The 26,165-nt window shown below is 60.5% G+C and carries 26 protein-coding genes; 14 read left to right on the forward strand and 12 right to left on the reverse strand.

The annotated features are described in order from the left end of the window. Positions 1-7 precede the first annotated feature (7 nt). The 4 genes from V6M90_RS10305 (at position 8) to V6M90_RS10320 (ending at position 3,363) form a co-directional block, all read left to right on the forward strand. Entirely contained in the window at positions 8-1,000 is a 993-nt protein-coding gene (locus V6M90_RS10305) for a class I SAM-dependent methyltransferase (protein ID WP_042944356.1), read from the forward strand. Between the two features lie 10 nt (positions 1,001-1,010). Beyond that, on the forward strand, positions 1,011-1,988 hold the full coding sequence (locus V6M90_RS10310) for a 2OG-Fe(II) oxygenase family protein (protein WP_332846427.1): 978 nt from the start codon (positions 1,011-1,013) through the stop codon (positions 1,986-1,988). Beyond that, a complete protein-coding gene (locus V6M90_RS10315; protein ID WP_003172620.1) occupies positions 1,988-2,902 on the forward strand; it encodes a DMT family transporter in 915 nt (304 codons plus the stop codon). Before V6M90_RS10310 ends, V6M90_RS10315 begins: the two co-directional genes overlap by 1 nt. Before the next feature lie 131 nt (positions 2,903-3,033). Further along, complete coding sequence (locus V6M90_RS10320; RefSeq protein WP_042945624.1) at positions 3,034-3,363, forward strand: YXWGXW repeat-containing protein; 330 nt, start codon at positions 3,034-3,036, stop codon at positions 3,361-3,363. Positions 3,364-3,406: 43 nt separating this feature from the next. On the opposite strand, the gene V6M90_RS10325 is transcribed toward V6M90_RS10320, so the two are convergent. The 4 genes from V6M90_RS10325 to V6M90_RS10340 form a co-directional block, all read right to left on the reverse strand. Then, positions 3,407-3,802, reverse strand: a complete 396-nt coding sequence (locus V6M90_RS10325; protein WP_305428784.1) for a PIN domain-containing protein — start codon at positions 3,800-3,802, stop codon at positions 3,407-3,409. Then, on the reverse strand, positions 3,799-4,113 hold the full coding sequence (locus V6M90_RS10330) for an AbrB/MazE/SpoVT family DNA-binding domain-containing protein (RefSeq protein WP_332846429.1): 315 nt from the start codon (positions 4,111-4,113) through the stop codon (positions 3,799-3,801). Before V6M90_RS10330 ends, V6M90_RS10325 begins: the two co-directional genes overlap by 4 nt. Before the next feature lie 143 nt (positions 4,114-4,256). After that, positions 4,257-5,630, reverse strand: a complete 1,374-nt coding sequence (gene ppnN / locus V6M90_RS10335; protein WP_003172625.1) for a nucleotide 5'-monophosphate nucleosidase PpnN — start codon at positions 5,628-5,630, stop codon at positions 4,257-4,259. Positions 5,631-5,776: 146 nt separating this feature from the next. Further along, a complete protein-coding gene (locus tag V6M90_RS10340) occupies positions 5,777-6,601 on the reverse strand; it encodes an aspartyl/asparaginyl beta-hydroxylase domain-containing protein (RefSeq protein WP_003172626.1) in 825 nt (274 codons plus the stop codon). 311 nt (positions 6,602-6,912) lie between these two features. Here V6M90_RS10340 and fabV point away from each other — a divergent pair, with 311 nt between their 5' ends. Next, entirely contained in the window at positions 6,913-8,106 is a 1,194-nt protein-coding gene (fabV, locus tag V6M90_RS10345) for an enoyl-ACP reductase FabV (RefSeq protein WP_141064956.1), read from the forward strand. A 79-nt stretch (positions 8,107-8,185) separates the two neighbouring features. On the opposite strand, the gene V6M90_RS10350 is transcribed toward fabV, so the two are convergent. Continuing rightward, the gene (locus tag V6M90_RS10350) at positions 8,186-9,091 is read right to left on the reverse strand and encodes a LysR family transcriptional regulator (RefSeq protein WP_332846430.1); all 906 of its coding nucleotides are present in this window, start codon (positions 9,089-9,091) and stop codon (positions 8,186-8,188) included. A gap of 105 nt (positions 9,092-9,196) precedes the next feature. On the opposite strand from V6M90_RS10350, the gene V6M90_RS10355 reads away from it, so the two are divergent. Continuing rightward, positions 9,197-10,366 (forward strand): aspartate aminotransferase family protein, encoded by a 1,170-nt coding sequence (locus V6M90_RS10355; protein ID WP_003172629.1) that lies wholly within the window; start codon positions 9,197-9,199, stop codon positions 10,364-10,366. On the opposite strand, the gene punR is transcribed toward V6M90_RS10355, so the two are convergent. After that, positions 10,347-11,285, reverse strand: coding sequence for a DNA-binding transcriptional activator PunR (punR, locus tag V6M90_RS10360; RefSeq protein WP_003172630.1), 939 nt, complete (start codon positions 11,283-11,285; stop codon positions 10,347-10,349). The two genes, V6M90_RS10355 and punR, sit on opposite strands and share 20 nt — an antisense overlap. A gap of 123 nt (positions 11,286-11,408) precedes the next feature. On the opposite strand from punR, the gene punC reads away from it, so the two are divergent. Beyond that, a complete protein-coding gene (punC, locus tag V6M90_RS10365) occupies positions 11,409-12,587 on the forward strand; it encodes a purine nucleoside transporter PunC (protein ID WP_305428795.1) in 1,179 nt (392 codons plus the stop codon). A 182-nt stretch (positions 12,588-12,769) separates the two neighbouring features. After that, entirely contained in the window at positions 12,770-14,269 is a 1,500-nt protein-coding gene (locus V6M90_RS10370; RefSeq protein WP_332846431.1) for a nucleobase:cation symporter-2 family protein, read from the forward strand. A gap of 34 nt (positions 14,270-14,303) precedes the next feature. On the opposite strand, the gene V6M90_RS10375 is transcribed toward V6M90_RS10370, so the two are convergent. Further along, positions 14,304-15,236 carry a proline iminopeptidase-family hydrolase gene (locus V6M90_RS10375; RefSeq protein WP_003172634.1) on the reverse strand — a complete coding sequence of 311 codons (933 nt, stop codon included), beginning with the start codon at positions 15,234-15,236 and terminating at the stop codon, positions 14,304-14,306. 93 nt (positions 15,237-15,329) lie between these two features. Further along, positions 15,330-16,094, reverse strand: coding sequence for a LuxR family transcriptional regulator (locus tag V6M90_RS10380; RefSeq protein WP_003172636.1), 765 nt, complete (start codon positions 16,092-16,094; stop codon positions 15,330-15,332). A gap of 183 nt (positions 16,095-16,277) precedes the next feature. On the opposite strand from V6M90_RS10380, the gene V6M90_RS10385 reads away from it, so the two are divergent. From V6M90_RS10385 to V6M90_RS10410, 6 genes are read left to right on the forward strand one after another with little or no spacing between them, the layout of a single operon-like run. Continuing rightward, on the forward strand, positions 16,278-17,165 hold the full coding sequence (locus V6M90_RS10385) for a proline iminopeptidase-family hydrolase (RefSeq protein ID WP_003172637.1): 888 nt from the start codon (positions 16,278-16,280) through the stop codon (positions 17,163-17,165). Positions 17,166-17,168: 3 nt separating this feature from the next. Then, complete coding sequence (locus V6M90_RS10390) at positions 17,169-18,116, forward strand: ABC transporter permease (RefSeq protein ID WP_078823711.1); 948 nt, start codon at positions 17,169-17,171, stop codon at positions 18,114-18,116. Beyond that, entirely contained in the window at positions 18,113-18,970 is an 858-nt protein-coding gene (locus V6M90_RS10395) for an ABC transporter permease (protein WP_003172639.1), read from the forward strand. Before V6M90_RS10390 ends, V6M90_RS10395 begins: the two co-directional genes overlap by 4 nt. Next, on the forward strand, positions 18,967-19,923 hold the full coding sequence (locus tag V6M90_RS10400; protein WP_003172640.1) for an ABC transporter ATP-binding protein: 957 nt from the start codon (positions 18,967-18,969) through the stop codon (positions 19,921-19,923). Before V6M90_RS10395 ends, V6M90_RS10400 begins: the two co-directional genes overlap by 4 nt. Beyond that, positions 19,920-20,891 (forward strand): ABC transporter ATP-binding protein, encoded by a 972-nt coding sequence (locus V6M90_RS10405; protein WP_003172641.1) that lies wholly within the window; start codon positions 19,920-19,922, stop codon positions 20,889-20,891. Before V6M90_RS10400 ends, V6M90_RS10405 begins: the two co-directional genes overlap by 4 nt. A 35-nt stretch (positions 20,892-20,926) precedes the next feature. After that, complete coding sequence (locus V6M90_RS10410; RefSeq protein ID WP_141064949.1) at positions 20,927-22,441, forward strand: ABC transporter substrate-binding protein; 1,515 nt, start codon at positions 20,927-20,929, stop codon at positions 22,439-22,441. A gap of 87 nt (positions 22,442-22,528) precedes the next feature. On the opposite strand, the gene V6M90_RS10415 is transcribed toward V6M90_RS10410, so the two are convergent. The 4 genes from V6M90_RS10415 to V6M90_RS10430 all read right to left on the reverse strand — a co-directional run bounded on the left by V6M90_RS10415 (position 22,529) and on the right by V6M90_RS10430 (position 26,113). Continuing rightward, complete coding sequence (locus tag V6M90_RS10415; protein WP_078732177.1) at positions 22,529-23,269, reverse strand: YciK family oxidoreductase; 741 nt, start codon at positions 23,267-23,269, stop codon at positions 22,529-22,531. Between the two features lie 76 nt (positions 23,270-23,345). Then, the gene (gene mupP, locus V6M90_RS10420) at positions 23,346-24,017 is read right to left on the reverse strand and encodes an N-acetylmuramic acid 6-phosphate phosphatase MupP (protein WP_003172644.1); all 672 of its coding nucleotides are present in this window, start codon (positions 24,015-24,017) and stop codon (positions 23,346-23,348) included. Between the two features lie 4 nt (positions 24,018-24,021). After that, positions 24,022-24,720 carry a bifunctional 2-polyprenyl-6-hydroxyphenol methylase/3-demethylubiquinol 3-O-methyltransferase UbiG gene (gene ubiG, locus V6M90_RS10425; RefSeq protein ID WP_003172645.1) on the reverse strand — a complete coding sequence of 233 codons (699 nt, stop codon included), beginning with the start codon at positions 24,718-24,720 and terminating at the stop codon, positions 24,022-24,024. Positions 24,721-24,781: 61 nt separating this feature from the next. Then, positions 24,782-26,113, reverse strand: a complete 1,332-nt coding sequence (locus tag V6M90_RS10430; RefSeq protein ID WP_332846432.1) for a TRZ/ATZ family hydrolase — start codon at positions 26,111-26,113, stop codon at positions 24,782-24,784. Positions 26,114-26,165 lie beyond the last annotated feature (52 nt).

The raw sequence follows: 26,165 nt of genomic DNA on the forward strand, positions 1-26,165 counted from the left end.
AGTCGATATGGATATCAATGAGTTGGTCGTCTCGTCACTGAAGAGCAACCATGGGGTTGTCTGCCCGATTTGGACAGTCGAAAACGCGGCCAAATACGCCGCGTCATCCGCTGATTTACTTGATCGACATCGGCAAGTCAGTGAAGAAATGCTGAGCCTGATGACCTCTTTGAATCACGAAGGCGTCACCCGGGCCGATCTTTGTGCCACGCCCTGTGGAAAGGGTGCATTGAATGAGCTTTTGCTAGCGGTGGCGGATGACCTCGTTGATTTAGTGGGCGAGGGCAGTTTGCATTACGTTGAACTGGGCCCCGAGCCGATCAAGACCTCAACGCTACTCCATTACTTGCTTGAGCACGGTACACAGTCGTTGCATTACACGGCGGTTGATATCAACGGAGCGTCGCGTGGTGTCATGCGCCGTGCGGTCGAGCCTCTGCTGTCTGCTCCCCAGAGATTTCGTTACTTGGCCACTGACTTTCGTGAGTTGTGCCGACGCCATATCGAGTGTGGACAGGACGTGACATTGATCACGATGCTGGGTTTCCAGGAAGGCAATGAGCTGCCCGATACCATCGGCCGAATCATTCGCCGAGTGGGCGGTGCGCGAACCTATATCCTTTCAGAAATGCAATTGTCGAGCCCAGAGGGCGATCAGCACATCCACCGTTTTTACGAACATGGCTGCATGAGCCGATTTTCCGATCTGGTGGGGTTGAAACTTGGCTTCGAGAAGACTGGAGACCATGAGGTCGTCATCTCGGAAATCGAGCACGACGATGATCGTTACCGCGTTGCCGTAACCTTGCTGCCGGTGAACAGCGGGCACGATGAGGGCTATCTACTGACCAATGTCTGTTTGAAATACACCCGTGAGCAGTTTATCCGCGTGCGCCAGGATTACGGTGGGTGCCGTGTCATTGGCGAGTATTGCAGTGGCGATGGAAGCGTCCTGTATCAGTTGGCGGAGTATTGCGCGCACGACCGAGTTGCCAACTGAGGGCATCATCATGAGACGACACAGTGAACTGCCCGTATTTGCCCAGGGCACGGCACGCTTGAAGTCAGCCTTGCAGGCGTCACTCTCACCGGCATCCAGGTGTAAACACCCTGGAGCATTGCTGGACACCCTGCAGCATTGGAGCGACAGCTATCTGCAAAGTGAGCGGCCGGACCTGCCGGTCTATCGCAGCCTCGCTGATTTTGGCTACACCACCTCGCCGCAGCCTATTGCCACGCCTCGGCAGTTGGCAGCGGTGGCTCAGGTTTCCGGGCTCTTCAGTGAGCAGGGGATCGTGGAGTTAAAGCGTGCGTGTTATCAACTGGAGGCGGGCTCCAGTGTCAGCGACTGGATTATTTCCAACCGGACCCGCGCGGTGACACAGTCGTCGACGCTTATTCGGGAGATGATGAACAGTCGAGCGTTTTTGCTGGCTGTGTCGCGAATTGCGGGTGTTCCGCTGGTGCCGCATCCATTGGTGCGTGCGCGCTCTCAGGTCAACTATTTCTATCCGCCTCAAACTCAGGATGCCAAGGCCCAGATCGGGATGTGGCACACCGACGGGACCAGCTTTGTACTGAATATCCTGCTGTCCGACCCCAGTGAGTACGACGGCGGCGAGTTCGTTTATTTCGATGGGCCCATACAGCGGTTCGATGTCGAAGGCTTGGGCGACCGTGTGCGCACCAGTTCAGTCAAGGCCAGCGGAGATGCGGTCTACATCTATGGAAGCAGGGTTTTCCATGGCGTGCGGCCGATTACCCGTGGCCGCCGCATGTCACTGGTGCTTTCATTCCATTGTCCCTATAGCAACGAGGATGTGAATAAGTTCTGGCATCTTGCCTCCGACGACGGTGTGCTGACGACCATCAGGCCTTGGTTCCAACTCAAGCGTGATCTGGCGCGTCCGGCCTGGGATCAATATCAGCGGTTGGGCATAGAGCCCATCACCTTCGCTGACCTGGCAGCCTTGCAGGGGGGGCGATGATGTTTCATAGCGCATCGACCGGTAAATTTTTGAAATTGCTGGTTCTTCAGGTGGTATTTGTCCTGTCATGGAGTTCCGGTTTTATCGGCGCCAAGTTGGGTGCGCAGAGTGCGGGAGCCTTCAACCTGTTGTTCTGGCGGTTTCTGCTTGTTTCTGTGTGTTTAGCGTTGTTTTTGAACGTGAGGTTGTTGAAGGTTTCCTGGGCACAGATTCGCCACTATGCCGTGATCGGGTTTCTATCGCAGTTCCTCTACCTGAGTTGCCTCTACGTAGCGATCCAAAATGGTTTGCCTCCTGGCATTGCCGCGATCATTGCAGCGCTACAGCCATTGATGACCGCTGCCTTATCGACGGGCAACGTGGGGGAGCGCAGCGGAGGCTGGCAGTGGCTGGGGTTGATGATCGGTTTTGGCGGGGTGTCGATTGTTATCTTCGGGCAGTACAACAGCGGTGGGCAAAGTGTTGGCCTGGTCATGTACCTGCTGCCATTGGTATCGGCATTGGGCCTCACGTTGGCAACCTTGTATGAGCGCCGCTCGGCACACACCCAGAGCGGTGGCTTGGTTTTGCCGTTGTTCATTCAGTCGCTGCTGACCTTGATCGGCTTCACCGCTGCCGTGTTGTACACCGATACGCTGAGCGTTCCCCATGAACCTGATGTGCTGATCTCGATTGTATGGCTGACGGTGTTTTCCACCTTTATCGCCTACTTGAGCCTATGGATGCTGCTGCGAGTCATGACCGCGACGCATGTGGCGGCGCTGGTCTACCTGGAGCCACCCGTGACGTTAGTGTGGGCGGCACTGATGTTTGGCGATGTGATTCATGCTTCGACCTACGCCGGTATCGCCGTGGTGGTCGCGGGGCTGGTGCTGGTGCGCTTCAAGCGACCGACCGTCGCTTGCACTTCTTGATGCCCTCGGGTTCAGCAATCTGACAGACACTGCCTGTTAAAAAAGTACCCAGGCCAAGCAGGAGCGCGGCTGATACACAGGGGGATTTTTTACTGGTGCAAGTGTTGGGCGTCAGCGCCCGAGGGTTTTGTATGTTGCTACGTTATGCGGCATTGGCGGCGGTCGTCGTCGCGGCATCCGGGTGTGTGCAAGAACGCGTTGTGCATGAGCGTCGGCCGGTACAGCGTGAGTATGTCGAGGTGGTTGCGCCGCAACCGCCCCCGGTGCAGGTGATTGAAGTCGAGCCACCGGTACGTGAAGGCTACGTATGGTCACGCGGTTACTGGCGCTGGGAAGGCGGACGCTATGTTGCGGTACATGGCCACTGGGAGCCGGTGCGCGAAGGTTATCGCTATGTGCATCCGCACTGGGTGCAGCGCAATGACGGGTATCACTGGCAGGTAGGGGGTTGGGTTCGCTGAGCCTCGTATCAGGAAAGCCTGCCCGTTGCCGCAACGCCGCGACTCAGGTCAGTCGTTTCATAGCCGCCGCTTTGGCGGCATTGAGATCAAAGGTGGCGGTGTATTCGCAGCCGGCCGCGTGAGCACAGCGCTCTATCAGGCAATCGGCGAAATCGGCGCCGTTGGCCGCGAATCGCCGCAGCGCCTGCCAGATGACTTCGGCATGTTCGACGGTCAATTCTCGCGTGCGCAAGAGCGTTTCCAGCACGGTGACTACATCGCTCTTCGTCGATTGGTAACAGCTTTGTAAAACCCAGACCAGTTCCACCACGGACACCAGGCTGACAAAGCCTGGCGAAAGGGTGGTGAGGGATTCGATCAGGGCGGATGCCTTGGGTGATTGAACCGGATCATCCTGGGTGACATAGCGCACCAGCACGTTGGTATCCAGCCCGATCATCCAGCCTTCGCTCCTCGCGCAGCGATGGCGCGGTTCATATCGTCAATGGAAACCTTCTCGGCAGGCTTGCGGATCAGCCCCTTGAGGTCTTGAACGGTCTTGCTCGCTGCGATGATGGAAAATTTGCCATCGTCCATTTCGACAAATTCAACGCGGTCGCCTGTTTCCAGGCCCAACGCGGTTCTGACTTGGACGGGGATGGTGATTTGCCCTTTTGAGGTGAGTGTGGCGGTCGCCATAGTAAGTATCTCCAGCATGATGCTCCTTACCTTAGGGTAAGGAATGATGGAGGACAAGATCCGTTGGTCCATGGGGTGCTCGCAGGTGTGGGTGAGTCGGCATCTTCAAACCGTAGACCCCACACTGCTGATCCGCACCCGTGCCCAGGCGCCAAAGCGATACAAACTATGACCGACCGCCAGCCTCTGCTGGCGGCGGCGCGACTGGCGCTAGCTCACTGCACCACGCGGTAGCACGGCACATACGCCGCGCCGCCCGGTAACTTCATGCGGTGCTGGGCGACGAATGCCTGTAGCAGCTCATCCAGCGGTTTCATGATGGTCGGGTCGCCGTGGATCTCGTACGGGCCGTTCTGTTCGATCAGGCGGATACCCTTGTCCTTGACGTTCCCCGCCACGATGCCCGAGAAGGCGCGACGCAGGTTCGCCGCCAACTCGTGGGGTGCCAGGGCATGGCTCAGTTGCAGGCTGGCCATGTTCTCGTGCGTCGGGTCGAACGGACGCTGGAAGCCTTCATCGATCTTCAGCAGCCAGTTGAAGTGAAACGCGTCGTTGCGCTCGCGGCGGAACTGTTTCACCGCCTTGAGGCCGACAGTCATCTGGCGCGCCACTTCGGCCGGGTCGTCGATGATGATCTGGTAGTGCGCCTGCGCCGCTTCGCCAAGGGTGGCACCGACGAACGCATGCAGTTGCTGCAGGTACGGCGCGGCCTGTTTCGGCCCGGTGAGGATGACCGGGAACGGCACATCGCGGTTGTCCGGGTGCATCAGGATGCCCAGCAGGTACAGAAATTCCTCGGCGGTACCGGCGCCGCCCGGGAAGATGATGATGCCATGGCCGACCCGCACGAAGGCTTCCAGGCGCTTCTCGATGTCCGGCAGGATTACCAGCTCATTGACGATCGGGTTGGGTGCTTCGGCGGCGATGATGCCCGGCTCGGTCAAGCCCAGGTAGCGCCCGCCGGTGATGCGTTGCTTGGCGTGGGAAATGGTCGCGCCCTTCATCGGACCTTTCATCACACCGGGACCGCAACCGGTGCAGACGTCGAGGCTGCGCAGGCCCAGTTCGTGGCCGACCTTCTTGGTGTATTTGTATTCTTCGGTATTGATCGAATGCCCGCCCCAGCACACCACGATCTTCGGTTCGACGCCCGGGCGCAGCGTGCGGGCGTTGCGCAGCAGGTGGAACACGTAGTCGGTGATGCCCTGGGAATTGCTCAGGTCGATGCGCTGGCTGTCCAGCTCGTTCTCGGTGTAGACGATGTCGCGCAGGGCGCTGAACAACATCTCACGGGTGCTGGCGATCATTTCGCCGTCGACGAACGCGTCGGCGGGAGCGTTCAACAGTTCCAGGCGCACGCCTCGGTCCTGCTGGTGGATGCGTACTTCAAAGTCTTTGTAGGCGTCGAGGATGGTCTTGGCGTTATCGATGTGCGCGCCGGTGTTGAGGATTGCCAGGGCGCACTGGCGGAACAGGGTGTAGATGCTGCCGGTGCCGGCTTCGCTCAGTTGCTGGACTTCACGTTGGGACAGGGTTTCGAGGCTGCCCTTGGGGCTGACGGAGGCGTTGATGACTTGACGTTGGGGCATTCTGATTCCTTGAAAGCGCAGCCACCGCGCCCTGTGAGGCGCGATGGCTTGAGATGGTGGGCGCGGATTGAAGCGCACGAGCCGAATATTTACCTCAGGTGCAAGGCCGAGCGCAAATACCGTCCAACACCATCATGCCGCAGAACTTACTGAATCAGCTTCCAGTTTTTGTAGAAAACCCGACGCAGGGTAAAGACCATTCCGGCAAACCCCGCGATCACGGCATTCAGCACCCGCGGTAACCGGGTAGGCCGCACGATATCGATAAACAGGCAGTAGCGTTTGGCGTCGTTCTTGTTGAAGGACGCATGCATCAGCGTGTCATCAAAGATAAACAGCGGGTCGTCGTGCCAGTAGTGTTTGTGCTTGCCCACCTGGATATACACGCCCTCGTGATGAGGCGCCGGCGCCATGTTGTAGAGCACACGGAACATCATGCGCAGGGGGCCGAAGTGAAACGAGGTGGAGCGGTTTTCGTTGAACACCGACACGCCGATGGTCTTCACGAACGGCAGTTTTTTGCGCAGCTCAGGAATATCCAGCGTGGTTTCAATCGGGCGCCCGTACCACTGGAAAAACAACATGCCGCGCTTCTTCTCGGCCATGCGCGTATCCAGGTAACCGATGATTTCATCTTTATGGGCCATCGCATCGTCGAGCACCTGTTGCAGGTCTTCACGCCAGGCGGGCGGCAGGTCGCTCATCGTATAAACATGGCGATTGCGCGAACTCAGCAGGTCGAACAGCGTGTTGAACGGTGCCAGCAACCAGGTGTTGCGGCCACTGCCGATAAAGTATTTCTTGAACGTGGGTGTGTCATACAGGCCGTTACGCAGGAAGTCATAAATACCGCAGATCAGCACCAGGCAGAGGAATACCAGCGTGGTTTCGGGGAATACATCAATGATCAGCAGGACGCCGAGTACCCAGGCGATCGATACCGCTTTTTTACGCAAGGCCAGCGTGTTCATGCAACTTCGCTCCAGCAGGACGCCATTCGACAGGTCCGTATCCGTGGCCGCGAGTGGTGGGGTTTTGAAACATGTTGAAATAATTGCGTCATGATAAGCCGTTCTGCGTTGCAATGGCGTTTTTAAATAGGGCGAAATTGTGAAGGCTTTTCACACTTTTCAAGCCTTGCCAGCCGTGTGTGGATTGGATTTTGTAAACAGAAGATTTGCGACTATCGTGACGCTTCGGTTTTTCGGACGTCATAGACCGGTACGATTGAAGTTGAACGGCCACCACTGGCCTTCGGCACCTTGGAAGAGGCAGAGATTTTATGATCATCAAACCGCGGGTTCGTGGCTTTATCTGTGTGACCGCTCACCCTGTTGGCTGTGAAGCGAACGTCAAGGAACAGATTGACTACGTGACTCAACACGGAATCATCGCAGGCGGCCCTAAAAAGGTGCTGGTCCTCGGCGCTTCCACCGGCTACGGCCTGGCCGCGCGCATCAGTGCTGCGTTTGGCTGCGGCGCCGACACCCTGGGCGTGTTTTTTGAGAAAGAAGGCGAAGAAGGCAAGCTCAGCTCCGCCGGCTGGTACAACAGCGCCGCGTTCGAGAAGTTCGCTGTTGAAAAAGGCCTGTACGCCAAGAGCATCAACGGCGACGCGTTCTCTGATGAGATCAAGCGCCTGACCATCGAGACCATCAAGAAAGACCTGGGCAAGATCGACCTGGTGGTCTACAGCCTGGCCGCGCCACGCCGTACCGATCCGCAAGGCGTGGTGCACACTTCCACCCTCAAGCCGATCGGCAAGGCCGTAACCCTGCGCGGTATCAACACCGACAAGGGCGTTGTGGTCGACACCACCCTTGAGCCAGCGACCCAGGAAGAAATCGACGGCACCGTGAAAGTCATGGGCGGTGAAGACTGGCAACTGTGGATCGACGCCCTGCGTGACGCCGACGTTTTGGCCGAAGGTGCCAAGACCACCGCATTCACCTACCTCGGTGAGAAGCTGACCCAGGACATCTACTGGAACGGCTCCATCGGCGAAGCCAAGAAAGACCTGGACAAGAAAGTCCTGACCCTGCGCGACAACCTCGCCGCGCTCAAGGGCGACGCCCGCGTGTCGGTGCTCAAGGCCGTGGTCACCCAGGCCAGCTCGGCGATCCCGATTATGCCGTTGTACCTGTCGCTGCTGTTTCGCGTGATGAAAGAGCAGGGCACCCATGAAGGCTGCATCGAGCAAGTCTACGGGCTGTTCAAGGACAGCCTGTATGGCAGCGAGCCGAAACTCGACGCCGATGGTCGTCTGCGTGCCGACTTGGCCGAACTGGAACCGAAAGTCCAGGACGCCGTGGCAGCCCTGTGGAACCAGGTCACCGACGAGAACGTCAACGAGATCAGCGATTTTGCCGGCTACAAGGCGGAGTTCCTGCGCTTGTTCGGTTTTGAAATCGACGGTGTGGACTATGAGGCGGATGTGAATCCGACCGTCAAGATCAATGGCCTGATTCAGGCCTGAACACCGTTGTAAAAAATGTGGGAGGGGCACCGCCCCTTCCACATTTGCTTTGTGTGCGTTTTCAGAAGTTTCTTACGCTTCAGCGCGCCCACTTCTCCATGACGAAATCAACAAAGGCCCGCAGCTTCGGCAGCCGGTAACGGTCCTGGCCATACAGCAAGTGCATGGGGCGGCTTGGCAGTTGATAGTGGTTCAGCAAGGCCACCAGCTTGCCGCTCTGCAGGTCCGGCTGCACCAGCGCATCGGGCAGCATGACGATGCCCATGCCTTGCACCGCCACCTGGCGCAGGGCCTGTGAGCTGTTGATGGTCAGCGAGCCGGACACCGGGATTTCCACTTCACCTGCTGCGTCGGTCATGCGCCACAGTTTGTCGGCATCGCGCCAATCATCGGTGGAAGGGTAGGCGAACGCCAGGCAATCGTGCTGTTGCAGGTCTTCGGGCGTTTGCGGCGTGCCGTGCCGGGCCAGGTACTCCGGCGAGGCGCACAGGGTGATGGTGTAGTCCTGCATCGGTCGGGCAATCAAGCTTGACGGCTCCAACTCACCCAGGCGGATCGCCGCGTCAAAGCCGCTATCGACCAGGTCCATGCGTTCGTTGCCGAGGACCACATACAACTTGATCTGCGGATAGCGTCGGGAAAACTCACTCAACGCCGGCGCCAGGCGTTCGGTGCCAAATGCCGGTGGGGCGGTGATCCGCAGCGTGCCCTTGGGCACGTCGCTGTGGGCCTGCTCGGCCAATTGCTCGGAGTCCGCCACCAGGCCCAGCACCTCCAGGCAGCGCTGATAATACTGGCCGCCAAATTCCGTCAGGCTTTGTTTGCGCGTGGTGCGCTTGAGCAGGCTGACGCCCAGGCGCTGCTCCAGGGCGCGCAGGTGGTTGCCGACCATGGTGGTCGACATGCCGCAGGCATAGGCAGCCGCGGTCATGCTGCCGGTCTCTACTACTTTTACGTACACCGACATTGCCTGGAACAAATCCATTATCAAGCCCTGGTTTAAAGTCATTGCAGTAAAGCGCAGTTTATCCAGCTGGGGTGGCTAACGATACTTCGATCATCCCTTAACGATGCACTGGAGCCCGCCGTCATGACCGCCGCCTGCCTGATGACCACCTACCAACCCTTGGCCTTGAGCTTCACCCGTGGCCTGGGTACGCGCCTGTGGGATCAGCAGGGCCGCGAATACCTGGACGCGGTGGCGGGGGTGGCGGTGACTAATGTCGGGCATTCCCACCCGAAACTGGTGACGGCCATCAGCGAACAGGCTGGGCTTTTGCTGCACACGTCCAACCTCTACAGCATCGACTGGCAGCAACGGCTGGCCCAGCGTCTTGCGCAACTGTCTGGCCTGGACCGCGCCTTTTTCAACAACTCCGGCGCCGAAGCCAACGAGACAGCGCTGAAACTGGCGCGGCTGCACGGCTGGAAAAAAGGCATCGAAGAACCGTTGGTGGTGGTGATGGAAAACGCCTTTCATGGGCGCACTCTCGGCACCATGGCGGCCAGCGATGGGCCGTCGGTGCGCCTGGGTTTTCAGCGGTTGCCGGGGGATTTTCTCAAGGTCAGGTTTGGCGATCTGGCGGCGATTGAAGCCATCACCCAGTCGTATGGCGCGCGCATCGCTGCGGTGTTGCTGGAGCCGATCCAGGGCGAAAGCGGCGTATTACCTGCCCCAGCGGGTTACCTGCAAGCCCTGCGCGATCACTGCACGCGCCACGGCTGGTTGATGATGCTCGATGAAATCCAGACCGGCATCGGCCGCACCGGCGCCTGGTTCGCCTTCCAGCACGAAGGCATCGTGCCGGACGTGATGACCCTGGCCAAAGGCCTCGGCAACGGCGTGCCCATCGGCGCCTGTCTGGCCCGGGCCGCAGTCGCCCGGTTGTTCACCCCGGGCAGTCACGGCAGTACCTTCGGCGGCAATCCGCTGGCCTGTCGGGTGGGCTGCACCGTGCTGGAGATCATCGAAGAGCAAGGCCTGCTGCACAACGCCGCGCTACAAGGCGAGCGCCTGCTGGCGCGCTTGCGGATGGAGTTGGATGAGCACCCACAGGTGCTGGCGATTCGGGGGCAGGGCTTGATGATCGGCATCGAACTGGCGACCCCTTATCGCGATCTGGCCCAGCGTGCGGCCCAGGAGCATGGGCTGTTGATCAACGTGACGCGGGGCAAGGTCATTCGCCTGCTGCCGCCCTTGACCCTGGAGGCCAAGGAGGTGGAGATGATCGTGCGGGCCATCACTCGCCTGCTGAACTGACAGGAAAGTCCATGGGCCCATTCAACCATTCCTGGTTCATCGTCTCGGTGTCCCCCAGATACTCCAGCAACCACGCCATGGCCGGAGACAGCTTGTCCTGGGCCCAGGCCACGCAGGAGGGGCTGGCGGGGAAGGGCCGGGTCAATTGCAGCGCCACCAGCTCGCCGCGTTCGATCCACGGCAGTACCTGATGCGCCGGTGCCATGCCGACACACAGGCCATCGCGCAGGCAGTCAAGGGCTGACGCCCAGTTCGGCACCACCAGGCGACGCTGGTTATCCAGGGTCCAGGTGTCGCGCTTGGGCAGGTTGCGCGAGGTGTCGGTCATGCACAGCGAAGCAAACGGACGCAACTGGTCGTCATTGAGCAGACCTTCGACCGTTGCCAATGGATGCTTCGCACTGACCACACACAGCCAGTTCAGCAGCCCCATGTCCCTAAAGGTGAAGCGGCTGGCGACCGGCACTGCGCTGGTGGCGCCGATCACGATATCGGTGCGCTCGTCGGCCAGGGCGTCCCAAACGCCGTTGTACACCTCGTATTCGAGCAGCAATTCCACTTCGGGAAACTGTCGATAGAAGTCCAGCACCAACTGTCGGCAGCGCTGGGGTTTGACGATGGAGTCCACCGCCACCTTCAACTGGCCGCTCCAGCCGTTGGCCACCTGCTGGCACAAGCGCCGCGTGCCGAGCATTTTTTTCATCACGCCACGGGCTTCATCGATAAACAGGCGACCGGCGGGGGTCAGTTCGACGTCGCGATGGCGCCGCACAAACAACGGCACCGCCAGCCATTCTTCAATCTGGCGTACGGTATAGCTGATGGCCGACGGCACGCGGTGCAATTCCTGGGCGGCGGCGCTGAAACTGCCATGGCGCGCCACCGCATCGACTACATCCAGGGAATATTCAGACCACATAGGGGCTGCCTTCAAAATTTTTGAACAAGTTGTCCAATTATTATCGCTTCACACAAAATATGTCAGCTTCATAATGAGCGCCAGTCAGCAAATAGTTTGATGGCAGAGTTCACAAAGGCTTCAATGAAAAATTCTTTTGGTTTCACTGGGTACCTGGCGGGGCTGAGCATGCTCGGTTATCTGGCCATGGACATGTACTTGCCGGCGTTCGGCGCCATGGGCGAGCAGTTGCAGATTGGTGCTGGCGCGGTGGGCGCCAGCTTGAGCATCTTCCTCGCCGGCTTTGCGCTGGGGCAGTTGTTGTGGGGGCCGTTGTCCGACCGACTGGGGCGCAAACCGATTCTGCTCGCGGGTCTGAGTCTGTTCGTGCTGGGCTGCGCCGGAATGTTCTGGGTCGAGACGGCGCCGCAGTTGCTGGCCTTGCGCTTTATGCAGGCGATTGGTGTGTGCTCCGCTGCCGTGAGCTGGCAAGCACTGGTGATCGATCGTTACCCGGCCGACAAGGCGCACCGGGTGTTCGCCAGCATCATGCCACTGATGTCGCTGTCACCGGCCCTGGCACCGCTGTTGGGGGCGATGGTGTTGAATCACTTGGGCTGGCAGGCGATTTTCGGGGTGTTGCTGGGGGTGTCACTGCTGTTGCTGTTGCCGACTTTACTCCTGCGCCGTGTGCCGAAAAACGTGACGCAAACGCCGTCGCGCCTCGGTTATGCGCAGTTGCTCAAGTCTCGGGTGTTCACCGGCAACGTGATGATCTTCGCTGCCTGCTCCGCCAGTTTCTTCGCCTGGCTGACTGCTTCGCCGTTCATCCTTGGCGACATGGGCTACAGCCCGAATGACATTGGCTTGAGCTATGTACCGCCGACCCTGGCGTTTCTGGTGGGGGGCTACAGCTGTCGCAGTGCCTTGCAGCGTTTCCAGGGCAAGACATTGCTGCCTTGGTTGCTGGTGGCTTATTGCATCAGCATGGTGGTGCTGTATCTGGTCGCCACCTTGAGCGTGCCGACTCTCACCACCTTACTGATTCCGTTCTGCCTGATGGCGCTGGTCAACGGCGCCAGTTACCCGATCGTGGTAGCGAATGCGCTGATGCCCTTTTCGGAAAATTCCGGCAAGGCCGCAGCGCTGCAAAACACCCTGCAGTTGGGGCTGTGCTTTCTCAGCAGCCTGCTGGTGTCATCGATGATCGAGCAGCCGCTGTTGATTACGGTGATTGTAATGCTGGCGACTGCGCCACTTGCGGTGTTGGGGTACTGGTTGGCGCGGCCGAAAAACCGTCCTTGCGAACCGGCCAACGCCTGAGCTGACAATGCGCTCAAAAATGTGGGAGGGGGCTTGCTACCCGTTTTGGCTCATCACGGCCAGGTTGTTTTTGTAACGCCGATGGAGGGTATTTTGTTCGACATATTGTATACAACTCTATGGACATACAGTCCTAAGATTGCATACAGTGGCCGCACAACAAAAACAGAGACCCCCTCACCATGACTATTCCGAAGGCGTCACAGCGGCCAGAAGATGAGAATCTCGGCGTCGCCGCCAACATGGCTTACGGCCTGCAGCATGTGCTCACCATGTACGGCGGCATCGTCGCCGTCCCCTTGATCGTCGGTCAGGCGGCCGGGCTGTCTCCGGCGGATATCGGCCTGTTGATCGCGGCGTCGCTGTTTGCCGGTGGCCTGGCAACTCTGTTGCAAACCCTTGGCCTGCCGTTCTTTGGCTGCCAGTTGCCGCTGGTGCAGGGTGTGTCGTTTGCCGGTGTGGCTACCATGGTGGCGATTGTCGGCGGCGACGGTGCAGGCGGGGTGCCAGCGATTCTCGGGGCGGTGATGGCAGCGTCGTTTATCGGGTTGCTGATCACGCCGGTGTTCTCGAGGATCACCCAGTTTTTCCCACCGTTGGTGACCGGTATTGTGATCACGACCATTGGCCTGACCCTGATGCCGGTTGCCGCGCGCTGGGCCATGGGCGGCAACAGCCGCGCGGCGGATTTTGGCAGCATGGCCAATATTGGCCTGGCCGCATTGACCCTGTTGCTGGTGTTGCTGCTGAGCAAGATCGGCAGCGCGACGATTTCGCGCTTGTCGATCCTGCTGGCGATGGTGATCGGCACGTTGATTGCGGTGTTCCTCGGCATGGCGGACTTCTCGGGCGTGGCCCAAGGGCCGATGTTCGGTTTCCCCACGCCTTTTCATTTCGGCATGCCGACCTTTCACATCGCTGCGATCATTTCCATGTGCATCGTGGTGATGGTGACCCTGGTGGAAACCTCCGCCGACATCCTGGCCGTGGGCGAAATCATCGATACCAAGGTCGACTCCAAACGCCTGGGCAATGGCTTGCGCGCCGATATGCTGTCGAGCATGTTCGCGCCGATCTTTGGCTCGTTCACCCAGAGCGCGTTCGCCCAGAACGTCGGCCTGGTGGCGGTGACCGGGGTGAAGAGTCGCTTCGTGGTCGCCACCGGTGGGCTGTTCCTGGTGATCCTCGGCCTGCTGCCGTTCATGGGCCGGGTGATTGCGGCGGTGCCGACCTCGGTGCTGGGTGGTGCCGGGATCGTGCTGTTCGGCACGGTGGCGGCCAGTGGTATTCGTACCTTGTCCAAGGTCGATTACCGCAACAACATGAACCTGATCATCGTCGCCACTTCCATCGGTTTTGGCATGATCCCCATCGCCGCGCCGAGTTTCTACGATCACTTCCCCAATTGGTTCGCGACGATTTTCCACTCGGGCATCAGCTCGTCGGCGATCATGGCGATCCTGCTGAACCTGGCGTTCAACCATTTCACGGCGGGCAACTCGGACCAGCAGTCGGTATTTGTCGCGGGGACCGAACGCAGCCTGTGCTTCCACGAAGTGGCGGCGCTGCGTGATGGCGATTACTTCAGGGGCGGCAAGTTGTTCGATGCCGAGGGGAAGGAAATTCCTTTAGTCGCAGATGTGCCGACGAGGACAGCAAAGGCTGAAACCAGCGAGGTCTAAATGTGGGAGGGGGGCAATCCCCCCCACATTGCACTCAACCGGCCTTGAGTTCCGGGTGCATCACCGAACACGCCTCATCCAGAAACTTCACCACAGTGCCCATGCATGCCTGGCGCTCTTCCACATGGGGCATGTGGCTGGAGTCTTCAAACAGCGCCCAGCGCACATCGGCGATCTCATCCAGGAACGGCTTGACCACCAGCGGCGTGGCCTCGTCATGCCGGCCGGAGATGACCAGGGTCGGTACCTTGATTGCCGACAGGCGGCCGATGGACGTCCAATCCTTCAAACTGCCGATGACATGAAACTCAGTCGGACCGCTCATGGCGTGGTACACCGTGGGGTCCGAATCGACCTGAGCGAAGGTGCGCGCCACTTCCTCCGGCCACGGGTTGACGCGGCATACATGCTGGTCATAGAACACCCGCGAGGCGGCGAGGTATTCCGGGGCCTGGTAGGTGCCGGCGGCTTCATGCTTGAGCAGGGTTTCATGCACACCTTCAGGCAACAATTTGCGCAGGCGGTTGGCTTCGCTGACCCAGGTGCGCATGCAGGTCGGTGAGTTGGCCGGGATAAACGCGCGCAGCCCCTTGGGTTGCAAAATGGCGTGTTCACTGCCGAGCATGCCGCCCCAGGACTGGCCGAGGATCGCGTAGTTATCGCTGATCCGCAGATGGTCCAGCAGGTTGTTCAGCTCGGCCAGGAACAGCTCGACGGTCCAGAACGATGGGGCTTTATCAGGCAAGTGCGTCGAGCGCCCATTTCCCAACTGGTCGTAGTGAATGACCGCGTGCCCACTGGCCGCGACATCCTTGAAGGCGTCGACATAGTCGTGGGTGCAGCCGGGGCCGCCGTGGATGATCACCAGCGGTGTACGGCCGCTGGCCAGGTCGCCGGTGACGCGGTACCAGGTCTGGTAGTCGCCAAATGCCGCATACCCTTCGCGGATTTTTTCGATGAAGTCCATTTCGTACCCTGCTCTGAAAAAAAGGATCAGAGCCACGATAATCTGCACGGGGCATTTAAGTAACTAGCAAAACAGCTAGGTTTTGCCGGTGAATCAGTCTTCGAGCAAGCGGTAGTGTGTGGCGCGAACCACCGCCTGTACGCGGTTCTTGGCCCCCAGTTTGTGCATCGCCGAGGCCAGGTGCAGGCTGACCACCGCCAGTGAGCGGCTCAACTGCGTGGCAATTTGCGCAGCGGTGAGGCCTTCGGCGGCCCATTTGAGGCATTCGCGCTCGCGCTTGGTCAGGTGGATGTATGGATAGGTGCGCAATTCTTTGCTGAACAACGGATAGGCCGCTTCCTGCAAGGCGTGGGAAATCACGCTGAACTCCGACAGCGTCTGCTGCGCATCCTGCAACACGCTGCTGGCCTTGCCGGTGCGCAGGCCGGTCAGCGATGCAAAACCGCCACGGGGCAGGTGGATCGGCACGCTGACACCGCAGGTCAGTTGCTGGTCGTGCAGGTAGGAAGATACGGGGGCGTGGCACGGATCGATGATTTTCTGCAGCGGCGTATCCGTCTTGGCCTCATAAGACCACACGAACGGCGACACCGTGCTCAGGGCCAGATGCTGCACCGGATCGATCTGGTAGAACCCTTTGCCGCACCATAATGCATGCCAGTCGGGCGGGGTATTGCGCAGTTCCAGCACCGACGGGGTGATCAATGCACCGTCCTGGTCAGTCGGCACCGGGGTGTAGTCGTACACCAAGGCATCGAAGCCCAGCTGTTGGGCGAGCAGGAAAGTGTTGTCCATCTGCTCGTCCAGGCTCCTGCCCGGCATCAGACGAGTATTGAAGGCAGTTAGCTTGGCCAGCATCCGTTCTGCTCCCGAAGTCATTTGAATCTCCACGTGCTGCAAGTAGAATGCCACGCCCCGGCGAAGGACTGCCAGGCCAAACCTATAAGAACTGCTAGGTTATGGACGCGCGGCATCCTCGGTAGTGTTGACCTGTAAACGGCCGCTACCCCGCCAGGCCGATACAACACAAGGAATGTATGCATGTGGCGTGAAATTGCCCCCGACCAGCGGTACAACGTACAGGTCGACGGCCACAACCTCGTGGTCTACAGCTTTGGCGAAGGCGATGAGGTGTTGCTGTGCCTCAACGGCGGCCCGGGCCTGCCGTGTGACTACCTGCGCGACGCCCATGGCTGGCTCAAAGAACATAACCTGCGAGTGGTTGCATTCGACCAGCTTGGTACAGGGGCATCAGCCAGACCGACCGATGTTTCGCTGTGGGAAATCCGCCGTTATGTCGAAGAAGTCGAAACCGTGCGCCAGGCACTGGGTCTGGGCCGTGTGCATCTGCTCGGGCATTCCTGGGGCGGCTGGCTGGGTATCGAGTACGCCGTCCATTACCCCGACATCCTGAAAAGCCTGATCCTGGAAAACACCGTCGGCGACATTCCGCACCTGTCCCAGGAGCTTGAACGCCTGCGTGGCGCATTGGGCAGCGAAACCGTGGCGATGATGCAACGCCATGAGGCCATGGGTACCCTTGACCATCCGCAGTACCAGGCGGCGATCACCTTGCTCAACTATCGCCATGTGTGTCGCCTCGACGAGTGGCCCGAGCCGGTCAAGCGTTCCCTCGGCGACTGGAACATGGGCCCCTATGAAACCATGCAGGGGCCCAACGAATTTCTTTACGTCGGCAACCTCAAGGACTGGAACCGCCTCAAGGAAATGGCGGATTTCAGCATGCCGATCCTGATCACCACCGGCCAGCATGACGAACTCACCCCTGCCTGCGCGATGCGCATGAAGATGGCCGCCCGCCACGCCGAACTGCACGTATTTCCCAACAGCAGCCATATGCCGTTCTATGAAGAACCCCAGGCGTATTTTCCGGTGCTGCTGGACTTTCTCGCTCGTCATCGAGGCTGACGGATGAACCTGGCGCGTTATCGTTTTGTACTGTCCCGGCCGCTGCAATTGCTGCCGGTGCTGTTCGGCATCAGCCTGATCACCTTTGTGCTGGTGCGTTCGATCCCGGGCGACCCGGCACGGGCGTTGCTCGGCTCGCGCAGCACGCCGGACGCCTTGCTGAAAATCCGCGCCCAATATGGTCTCGATCAGCCTTTGTGGCTGCAATACTTCTACTTCCTGAAGAACCTCCTCCAGGGTGATCTCGGCAATTCCCTGCTGTACAAGGTCGATGCGCTGAAGCTGATTGTGACTCGCATCGAACCGACCCTGGTGCTGGTGCTCGGCAGCGTCGTGCTGGCCCTGCTGATCGCGGTGCCACTGGCGACGCTGGCGGCGCGCAATAAAGGCGGCTGGACGGATAACCTGATTCGCGTGTTCACCACCGTCGGGCTGGGCATGCCGGCGTTCTGGCTGGGCTTGATGCTGATTTTGTTGTTCAGCGTGCAATGGGGCCTGTTCCCGGTGTCCGGCTACGGGCGGAGCGGGTTGGACAAGGCGCACCATATGGTATTGCCGTGCCTGACCATCGCCCTGGCGCTGTCGGCGGTGCTGGTGCGCAACCTGCGCGCCAGTATGTTGATGCAATTGCAGGCCGATCACGTCACCGCTGCGCGGGCGCGCGGCCTGTCTGAGGCGGCGGTGTTTCGCCGGCATGTGTTGCCCAACGCCCTGGTGCCGACGGTCAACTTGCTGGCGGTGAATATCGGCTGGCTGATCAGCGGCACGGTAGTGATCGAGAGCCTGTTCGCCATTCCCGGCATCGGCCAATTGCTGGTGCGCGGCATCTTTACCCGCGATTACATGGTGGTGCAGGGCGTGGCCATGGTGCTGGCCTGCGCGACGGTGGCGGTCAACTTCATCGCGGACGTGGTGACCGTAGCCCTCGACCCACGGGTGAAGATGCAATGACCAGCCGCCCAGTGATTGCCCCGTGGCGCTTGCGCCTGCGTTTTGGTTTTCGCAATGGCCGGCTCACGGCGGCGTGGGGGCTGTTGATCCTGCTGGGGTGGTTGGGCCTGGCGCTGTTTGCGCCGTGGATAGCGCCTTATGACCCGATTGCGCAAAACACCGATATCAGTCTGCTGGGCCCCAGCCTGGCCCATCCATTCGGCACCGATAACTACGGCCGCGACATTCTTTCGCGGGTGATCTGGGGCGCGCGCATCGATTTGCAACTGGCGGTGCTCGGGGTGATCTTCCCGTTCATGATCGGGACGTTCGTGGGCGCGGTGTCCGGCTACATCGGCGGGCGTTTCGACAGTGTCTGCATGCGTGTGATCGATGTGGTGCTGGCGTTCCCATTCCTGGTGCTGATGCTGGCGATCATGGCCATCCTCGGTCCGGGGTTGCAGAGCTTCTATATCGCCATGGCGCTGGTGGGTTGGGTCTCGTATGCGCGGTTGATTCGCTCGCAAATCCTGGTGCTCAAGGAGAGCGACTTCGCCCTGGCCGCCAAGAGCCTGGGCTTTGGCCATGGGCGCATTCTGTTCCGGCATTTGCTGCCGAACGCGATGTTCGGCTCGATTGTGTTTTCCATGTCCGACGCCGTGCTGGTGCTGCTCAACGGCGCGGCTGTGAGCTACCTGGGCCTGGGTGTACAACCGCCGACCGCCGAGTGGGGCACCATGGTCGCCGAAGGCCAGGCGTTCATTACCACGGCCTGGTGGCTCTGCACGTTTCCCGGCTTGGCCATCGTGACCCTGGCCATGGGCTTCAGCCTGTTGGCGGACGGCGTGGCGCACGTATTGGGGGATCGTTCATGAGCCTGCTGCACGTGCGTGACCTGAGTGTGATCGCCAACAATGCCGGGCGTGAGGTGACCCTGGTCGACCGCGTGTCGTTTGACCTGGCCGAAGGCGAAATCCTTGGCCTGGTGGGCGAGAGCGGTTCGGGCAAGACCATGGCGTGTCGTGGCCTGATGCGTCTGCTGCCGTCGCCCAACCTGCGGGTGCAAGGCGCTGCGGTGCGCCTGGCCGGCCAGGATCTTCTGCAATTGGACGATGCCGGCATGCGTGCGGTGCGCGGCGGGCAACTGGGCATGATTTTCCAGAACCCCAGCAGCCACCTCGACCCGCTGATGCGCATCGGTGAGCAGATCGCCGAGGGCATCCGCCTGCACCAGGGCGCTTCGAAAAAACACGCGCGTTTGCAGGCCATCGATGTGCTGCGCCAGGTGGGCATTCCCGATCCGAAGGCGCGCGTCGACAATTATCCCCACGAGTTTTCCGGCGGCATGCGCCAGCGCGCGATGATCGCGGTGGCGCTGGGCTGCAACCCCAAGGTGCTGATCGCCGACGAGCCGACCACGGCCCTGGACGTGACCGTGCAGGCGCAGATTTTGCGGCTGTTGCTGGACCTGCGCGATCAGCGTGGCCTGTCGATCATCATGATCACCCATGACCTGGGGGTGGTGGCGCAAACCTGCGACTCCATTGCCGTGATGTACGCCGGCCGCCTGTGTGAACACGGCAGCAAGTACGACGTGCTGGCCCATCCGCAACACCCGTACACCGCCGGCCTGATCGACTGCCAGCCGGCCCACAGCAGCGGCCATGCCTTGCTGCGCACCATTGTCGGCCAGCCGCCGTTGCTCGACGCGTTGCCCGAAGGCTGTCGGTTCAACCCGCGTTGCCCGCAGGTCGGCGCCTTGTGCACCGAGCGCTTGCCCGAAGGCACGCGGGTGGCGTGCCACTATCCATTGGGAGATCGCCCGTGAGCCTGTTGCAGATCAAGGACCTGGAGGTGCGCTTTGCTGCGTCCGGCACTGGCCTGTTGGGCCTGAACAAGCAGTGGGTGAGGGCGGTGAACGGGGTGTCGCTGAACCTGGCCGCCGGCGAAACCCTCGGCCTGGTGGGCGAGTCGGGCAGCGGCAAGAGCACCCTGGGCCGCGCGATTCTGCACCTGAACCCCATCAGCGCCGGGCAGGTGCTGTTCGATGGCATCGACATGGCCCAGGGCAGTGCGATCGACATCACGCGCCTGCGCTCTGAAACGGCAATGATCTTTCAGGACCCCTACGCCGCGCTGAACCCGCGCCATACGATTGGCGAAACCATTGCCGAGGTCTTGCGCGTGCAGCGCAAAGTGGCCTCGGAACACATTCCCGCCCGCGTCAACGAACTGCTGGACCTGGTGGGCCTGCGTCCCGAGTTGGCCGGTCGCAAACCCGGCTCACTCAGTGGCGGCCAGTGCCAGCGTGTCGGCATTGCCCGGGCGTTGGCGGTAGAGCCGCGCCTGATCATCGCCGATGAATGCGTGGCGGCGCTGGATGTGTCGATCCAGGGCCAGATCATCAACTTGTTGCTGGAACTGCAACAGCGCATGAACCTGGCGATCCTGTTTATCGCCCATGACCTGGCCATCGTGCGGCGCCTGTGTGACCGCGTGGCCGTGATGTACCTGGGCAAGATCGTCGAGGAAGGGCCGGTGGAAGCGGTGTTTACCGCACCGCGCCACCCCTACACGGCGGCATTGATCCAGGCGATTGCGCAGATCGATCCGCATCTGCCGTTGCCTGCGCAGCCGCTGTTGGGCGAGCCTGCGAGCCCACTGAACTTACCCACAGGCTGCGCCTTTCACCCGCGTTGTCGGTATGCGCGCGCCATGTGTTCCGTGGTGTTGCCGCCGACCCATTTGCTGCACGAGCATCGGTACAGTTGCGTGCTTGAAGAACCTTTGCTTTGACCCTTCCCTGCCATTCATGAACAAGGAGTTATGACATGCAATCGCGCCACTTGAAGTTGCTCGCCGCCGCCACGCTTACCGCGTGGTCGCTGACCGCCGGCCTGGCCCAGGCTGCCGGTGTACTGACCATCGGCTGCCGTGAAGACAGCACCACCTTCGACCCGATCAAAAGTGCACAAAACCGCGACACCTGGGTGTTCGCCAACGTCTACGACACCCTGGTGCGCGTGGACAACCTGGGCACCAAGATGGAACCGGGCCTGGCTGAGAGTTGGGAGATCTCCAAGGATGGCCTGACCTACACCTTCAAACTGCGTGAGGCGAAGTTCTCCGACGGCTCGCCGATCACCGCCGATGATGCGGCGTTCAGCCTGTTGCGCATTCGCGATAACAAAGCCTCGTTGTGGGCCGATCCGTTCAACCTGATCAATACCGCCAAGGCCGCCGACGCGAAGACTTTGGTCGTGACCCTCAAGACCCCCGCGGTCGCGTTTCTCTCGCAACTGGCTTCGCCAACGGTGTCGATCCTGTCGGAAAAAGCCATGACCAAAATGGGCGAAGACGCCTATTCGGAAAACCCGGTGACCTCCGGCGCGTTTACCGTGGACGAGTGGCGCAAGGGGGATCGGGTGATCCTCAAGAAGAACCCGAACTTCTGGCAAGCCAGGAAGGTCAGCCTCGACGGCGTGGAATGGGTCTCGGTGACCGACGACAACACGCGCATGCGCATGGTGCAGAACAACGAACTCGACACGGCGATCTTCGTGCCGTTCTCGCGGGTTGAGGAACTGAAGAAAGACAAGAACGTGGTGATCCATGCCGACCCATCCACCCGTGAAGATCACCTGCTGATCAACCACGCGCACGGCCTGCTGGCCAAACCGCAAGTGCGCCAGGCGCTGGACATGGCCATCGATAAACAATCGCTGGTCAAGACCGCCACCTACGGTCAGGGCACTGTGGCCTATTCCTACATTCCAAAAGGCTCGCTGTATCACTACGCGGACAACCTGCAGCGTCCATATGACCCGGCCGAAGCCAAGAAACTGCTGGCCGCTGCCGGTGCCGATGGCTTGAAGCTGAACTACGTGGTCAACGCCGGCAACGAAGCCGACGAGCAGATCGCGGTGATCATCAAGGACCAATTGGCCAAGGTTGGTGTCACCGCCAACCTGCAGAAAGTCGACCCGACCCAAAGCTGGCAAATGCTGGTGGACGGCGAGTACGACATTTCGGTGATGTACTGGACTAACGACATTCTCGACCCGGACCAGAAGACCACCTTCGTGCTGGGCCACGACACCAACCAGAACTACATGACCCGCTACAAGAACGATAAGGTCAAGGAGCTGGTGGCGGCGGCGCGCATCGAGGCCGACCCGGTCAAGCGTGAGCAGATGTATGTGGAGCTGCAGAAACTGGCCAAGCAGGACGTGAACTGGATCGATCTGTACTACAGCCCGTACATCAACATCTCACGCAAGAATGTGAGCAATTTCCTACAAAATCCGCTCGGCCGTTTCACCCTTGAGGACGTGGTGAAAAACTAAGTTCCAGAGAACACTGCAATACAAATGTGGGAGGGGCGGTGCGACGATTCGACTTGCTCCCACATTTTGTTTCGGTTGTGTCAGGGTTTACTGCGCATCAAACGCCTGCCCATTTACGCCGGCACTGCCCGGCCCCATCAGGTACAGGTACACCGGCATGATTTCTTCCGGTGCCGGTCTTTCCATCGGATTCTCCCCCGGATACGCCTGGGCCCGCATGCTGGTGCGGGTGCCGCCTGGGTTGATGCTGTTGGCGCGTACTGCCGCCACATCTTCAAGCTCGTCGGCCAGGGTTTGCATCAAGCCTTCAGTGGCGAACTTCGATACGCCGTAAGCCCCCCAATACGCCCGCCCCTTGCGCCCGACGCTGCTGGAAGTGAACACCACCGACGCATCCTGTGACAGCTTGAGCAGCGGCAGCAGGGTGCTGGTGAGCATGAACATCGCGTTGACGTTGATGTGCATCACCCGCATGAAGTTCTCGCCGGACAGCTGCTCGATGGGCGTGCGTGGGCCGATGATCGAGGCATTGTGCAGCAGGCCGTCAAGGTGGCCGAACGCCTTTTCGATCATCGCCGCCAACTCATCGTATTGATGGGGCAGGGCGGTCTCCAGGTTGAACGGAATCACCACTGGTTGCGGGTGGCCGGCTGCTTCGATCTCGTCATACACCTGGGCCAGGTTGGCTTCGGTCTTGCCCAGCAACAGCACGGTGGCGCCATGGGCGGCATAGGTTTTCGCCGCCGCCGCGCCGATCCCGCGACCGGCGCCGGTCACCAGGATGACTCGGCCTTTGAGCAGATCTGGGGGGGCGGAGTAATCAAACATAAATAACCTCGAATTTGAAAACACTGAAGATCCAATGTGGGAGGGGGCTTCATCGGTCAGTTGGATCGGTGAGCCATCAGCAACCGCACAACGCGTTATCCAGCACCTTGCGCAATTCCAACGGGTGATCCACCACCACATCCGCGCCCCAGTGGCGCGGGTTGTCGTCCGGGTGGATATACCCATAGGTGACCGCCGCCGTGCGGGTGCCGGCATCGCGGCCGGACTCGATATCGCGCAGGTCATCGCCCACGAACAGCACGCTGGCCGGGTCGAGGTCGAGCATTTTGCACGCGAGGATCATCGGCTCCGGGTCCGGCTTGCTGTTTTTAACGTGGTCCGGGCAGATCAGCACGGCCGAACGCTCGGCCAGGCCCAGTTGCTGCATGATCGGTTCGGCGAAGCGCAGTGGCTTGTTGGTGACCACGCCCCAGATCAGGTTGGCTTTCTCGATGTCTTCCAACAACTCGGCCATGCCGTCGAACAATCGGCTGTGAACCGCGCAGCCTTTGAGATAGCGCTCCAGGAACTCCAGGCGCAGTTCTTCAAAGCCTGGCGACTCCGGGTCCATCGAGAAGGTCACGGCGACCATCGCCCGTGCGCCACCGGAAATTTCATCGCGGATGTGCTCGGGGTTGATCGGCGCCAGGCCACGGTCGGCGCGCATGGCCTGGCAGATGGCGATAAAGTCCGGCGCGGTGTCCAGCAAGGTACCGTCCATGTCGAAGAGAACCGCTCGCAACTTCACAGGCTTACTCCTCGCGCAGGGTCTGGATCATGTAGTTGACGTCGACGTCGCTGGCCAGCTTGTAGTGCTTGGTCAGCGGGTTGTAGGTCAGGCCGATGATGTCCTTGACGGTCAGGCCGGCCTGGCGGCTCCACGCGCCCAGTTCGGAGGGGCGGATGAATTTCTTGAAGTCATGGGTGCCGCGCGGCAGCAGCTTCATGATGTATTCGGCGCCGATGATCGCGAACAGGTATGCCTTGGGGTTGCGGTTGATGGTGGAGAAGAACACCTGGCCGCCCGGCTTGACCATGCGAAAGCATGCGCGGATAACCGAGGACGGGTCCGGCACGTGCTCCAGCATCTCAAGGCAGGTGACCACGTCGAACTGCTCGGGCATTTCCTCGGCCAGGGCTTCGGCGGTGATCTGGCGGTATTCCACGCTCACGCCGGACTCCAACTGATGCAGTTGGGCCACGGCCAGCGGTGCTTCGCCCATGTCGATGCCCATTACCGTGGCGCCGCGCTGGGCCATGGCTTCGCTCAGGATGCCGCCGCCGCAACCCACATCCAACACCTTCTTGCCGGCCAGGTTGACACGTTCGTCAATCCAGTTGACCCGCAGCGGGTTGATGTCGTGCAGGGGCTTGAACTCGCTTTCACGGTCCCACCAGCGGTGAGCCAGGGCTTCAAATTTGGCGATTTCAGCGTGGTCGACGTTGCTCATGGTGAATCCTCTGAATCTGATAATCGGTTGGTCGGTGTTGAACGTGGGTTCAACGCCGACGTTATTCGCTGTGCCCGCTGATGCGTTGGCCCCAGGCGATGGCCGTGGCGGTCAACTGTTGTTCATCCATGCGGGTCAATCGCCGGTCGTCGAGCAACTGCTTGCCGGCGACCCAAAGGTGTTTCACGCAGTCGCGTCCGGTGGCATAGATAAGCTGTGAGACCGGATCGTAGATCGGTTGTTGCGCCAGCCCCGACAAATCAAACGCGACGATATCCGCAGCCTTGCCCACTTCCAGTGAGCCGATCTGGCTTTCCAGGCCCATCGCCCGTGCACCGTTGAGCGTGGCCATGCGCAGGGCACGGTGGGCATCCAGGGCGGTGGCCGAGCCGGCGACGGCCTTGGCCAGCATCGCGGCGGTGCGGGTTTCGCCCAGCAGGTCCAGGTCATTGTTGCTGGCGGCGCCGTCGGTGCCGATGGCCACATTGACGCCCGCCTGCCACAGACGCTCTACCGGGCAGAAGCCGCTGGCCAGTTTCAGGTTCGACTCCGGGCAATGGACGACACTGGTGTTGCTTTCTATCAGCAAAGCCAGGTCATCCTCGCTGATTTGGGTCATATGAACGGCTTGGAAGCGCGGACCCAGCAGCCCGAGGCGACCCAGGCGGGCGAGTGGGCGTTCGCCGGTCTTTTCGACGGCTTGCTGTACCTCGAAGGCGGTTTCGTGCACATGCATGTGGATCGCGGCGTCCAGCTCTTCGGCGATCACGCGGATTTCTTCCAGGTTGTCGTCGCACACGGTGTAGGGCGCGTGGGGGCCGAAGGTGATCTTGATGCGCGGATGGTGCTTGAGGTCGCCGAACAGCTCGATGCCCTGGCGAATGGCTTCATCGGCGCTGCTGGCGCCGGGAATCGGGAAGTCGAGGATCGGAATCGCGATCTGCGCGCGCATGCCGCTGTTGTGCACGCAGTCACTGGCGACCTTGGGGTAAAAGTACATGTCGCTGAAGCAGGTGATGCCACCCTTGAGCTGTTCGGCGATGGCCAGGTCGGTGCCATCACGCACGAAGGCTTCATCGACCCATTTGGCTTCGGCGGGCCAGATGTGCTTTTCCAGCCAGGTCATCAGCGGCAGGTCGTCGGCCAGGCCGCGAAACAGGCTCATTGCCGCATGGCCGTGCGCGTTGATCAGGCCAGGGCTGAGCAGCATGCCCGGCAGCTCGCGCACCTCGGTGGCCGCCAGCTTCAAGGCCGCCGCGCGTGGCCCGATAAACGCAATGCACCCATCGCGAATGCCCAGGCCATGCTCCTTGAGCACCACGCCGGCGGGTTCGATCGGTACCAGCCAGGTCGGCAGCAACAGCAAGTCGAGCGGGGCGGCAGTGGCGGTCATCGCGGGCTTCTTCCTGGGCAGCTATAAAAGAAGGGCGAAGTATACCCGAGCG

The sequence above is a fragment of the Pseudomonas lactucae genome, from assembly GCF_036688725.1.
Taxonomy (GTDB): Bacteria; Pseudomonadota; Gammaproteobacteria; order Pseudomonadales; family Pseudomonadaceae; genus Aquipseudomonas; species Aquipseudomonas lactucae.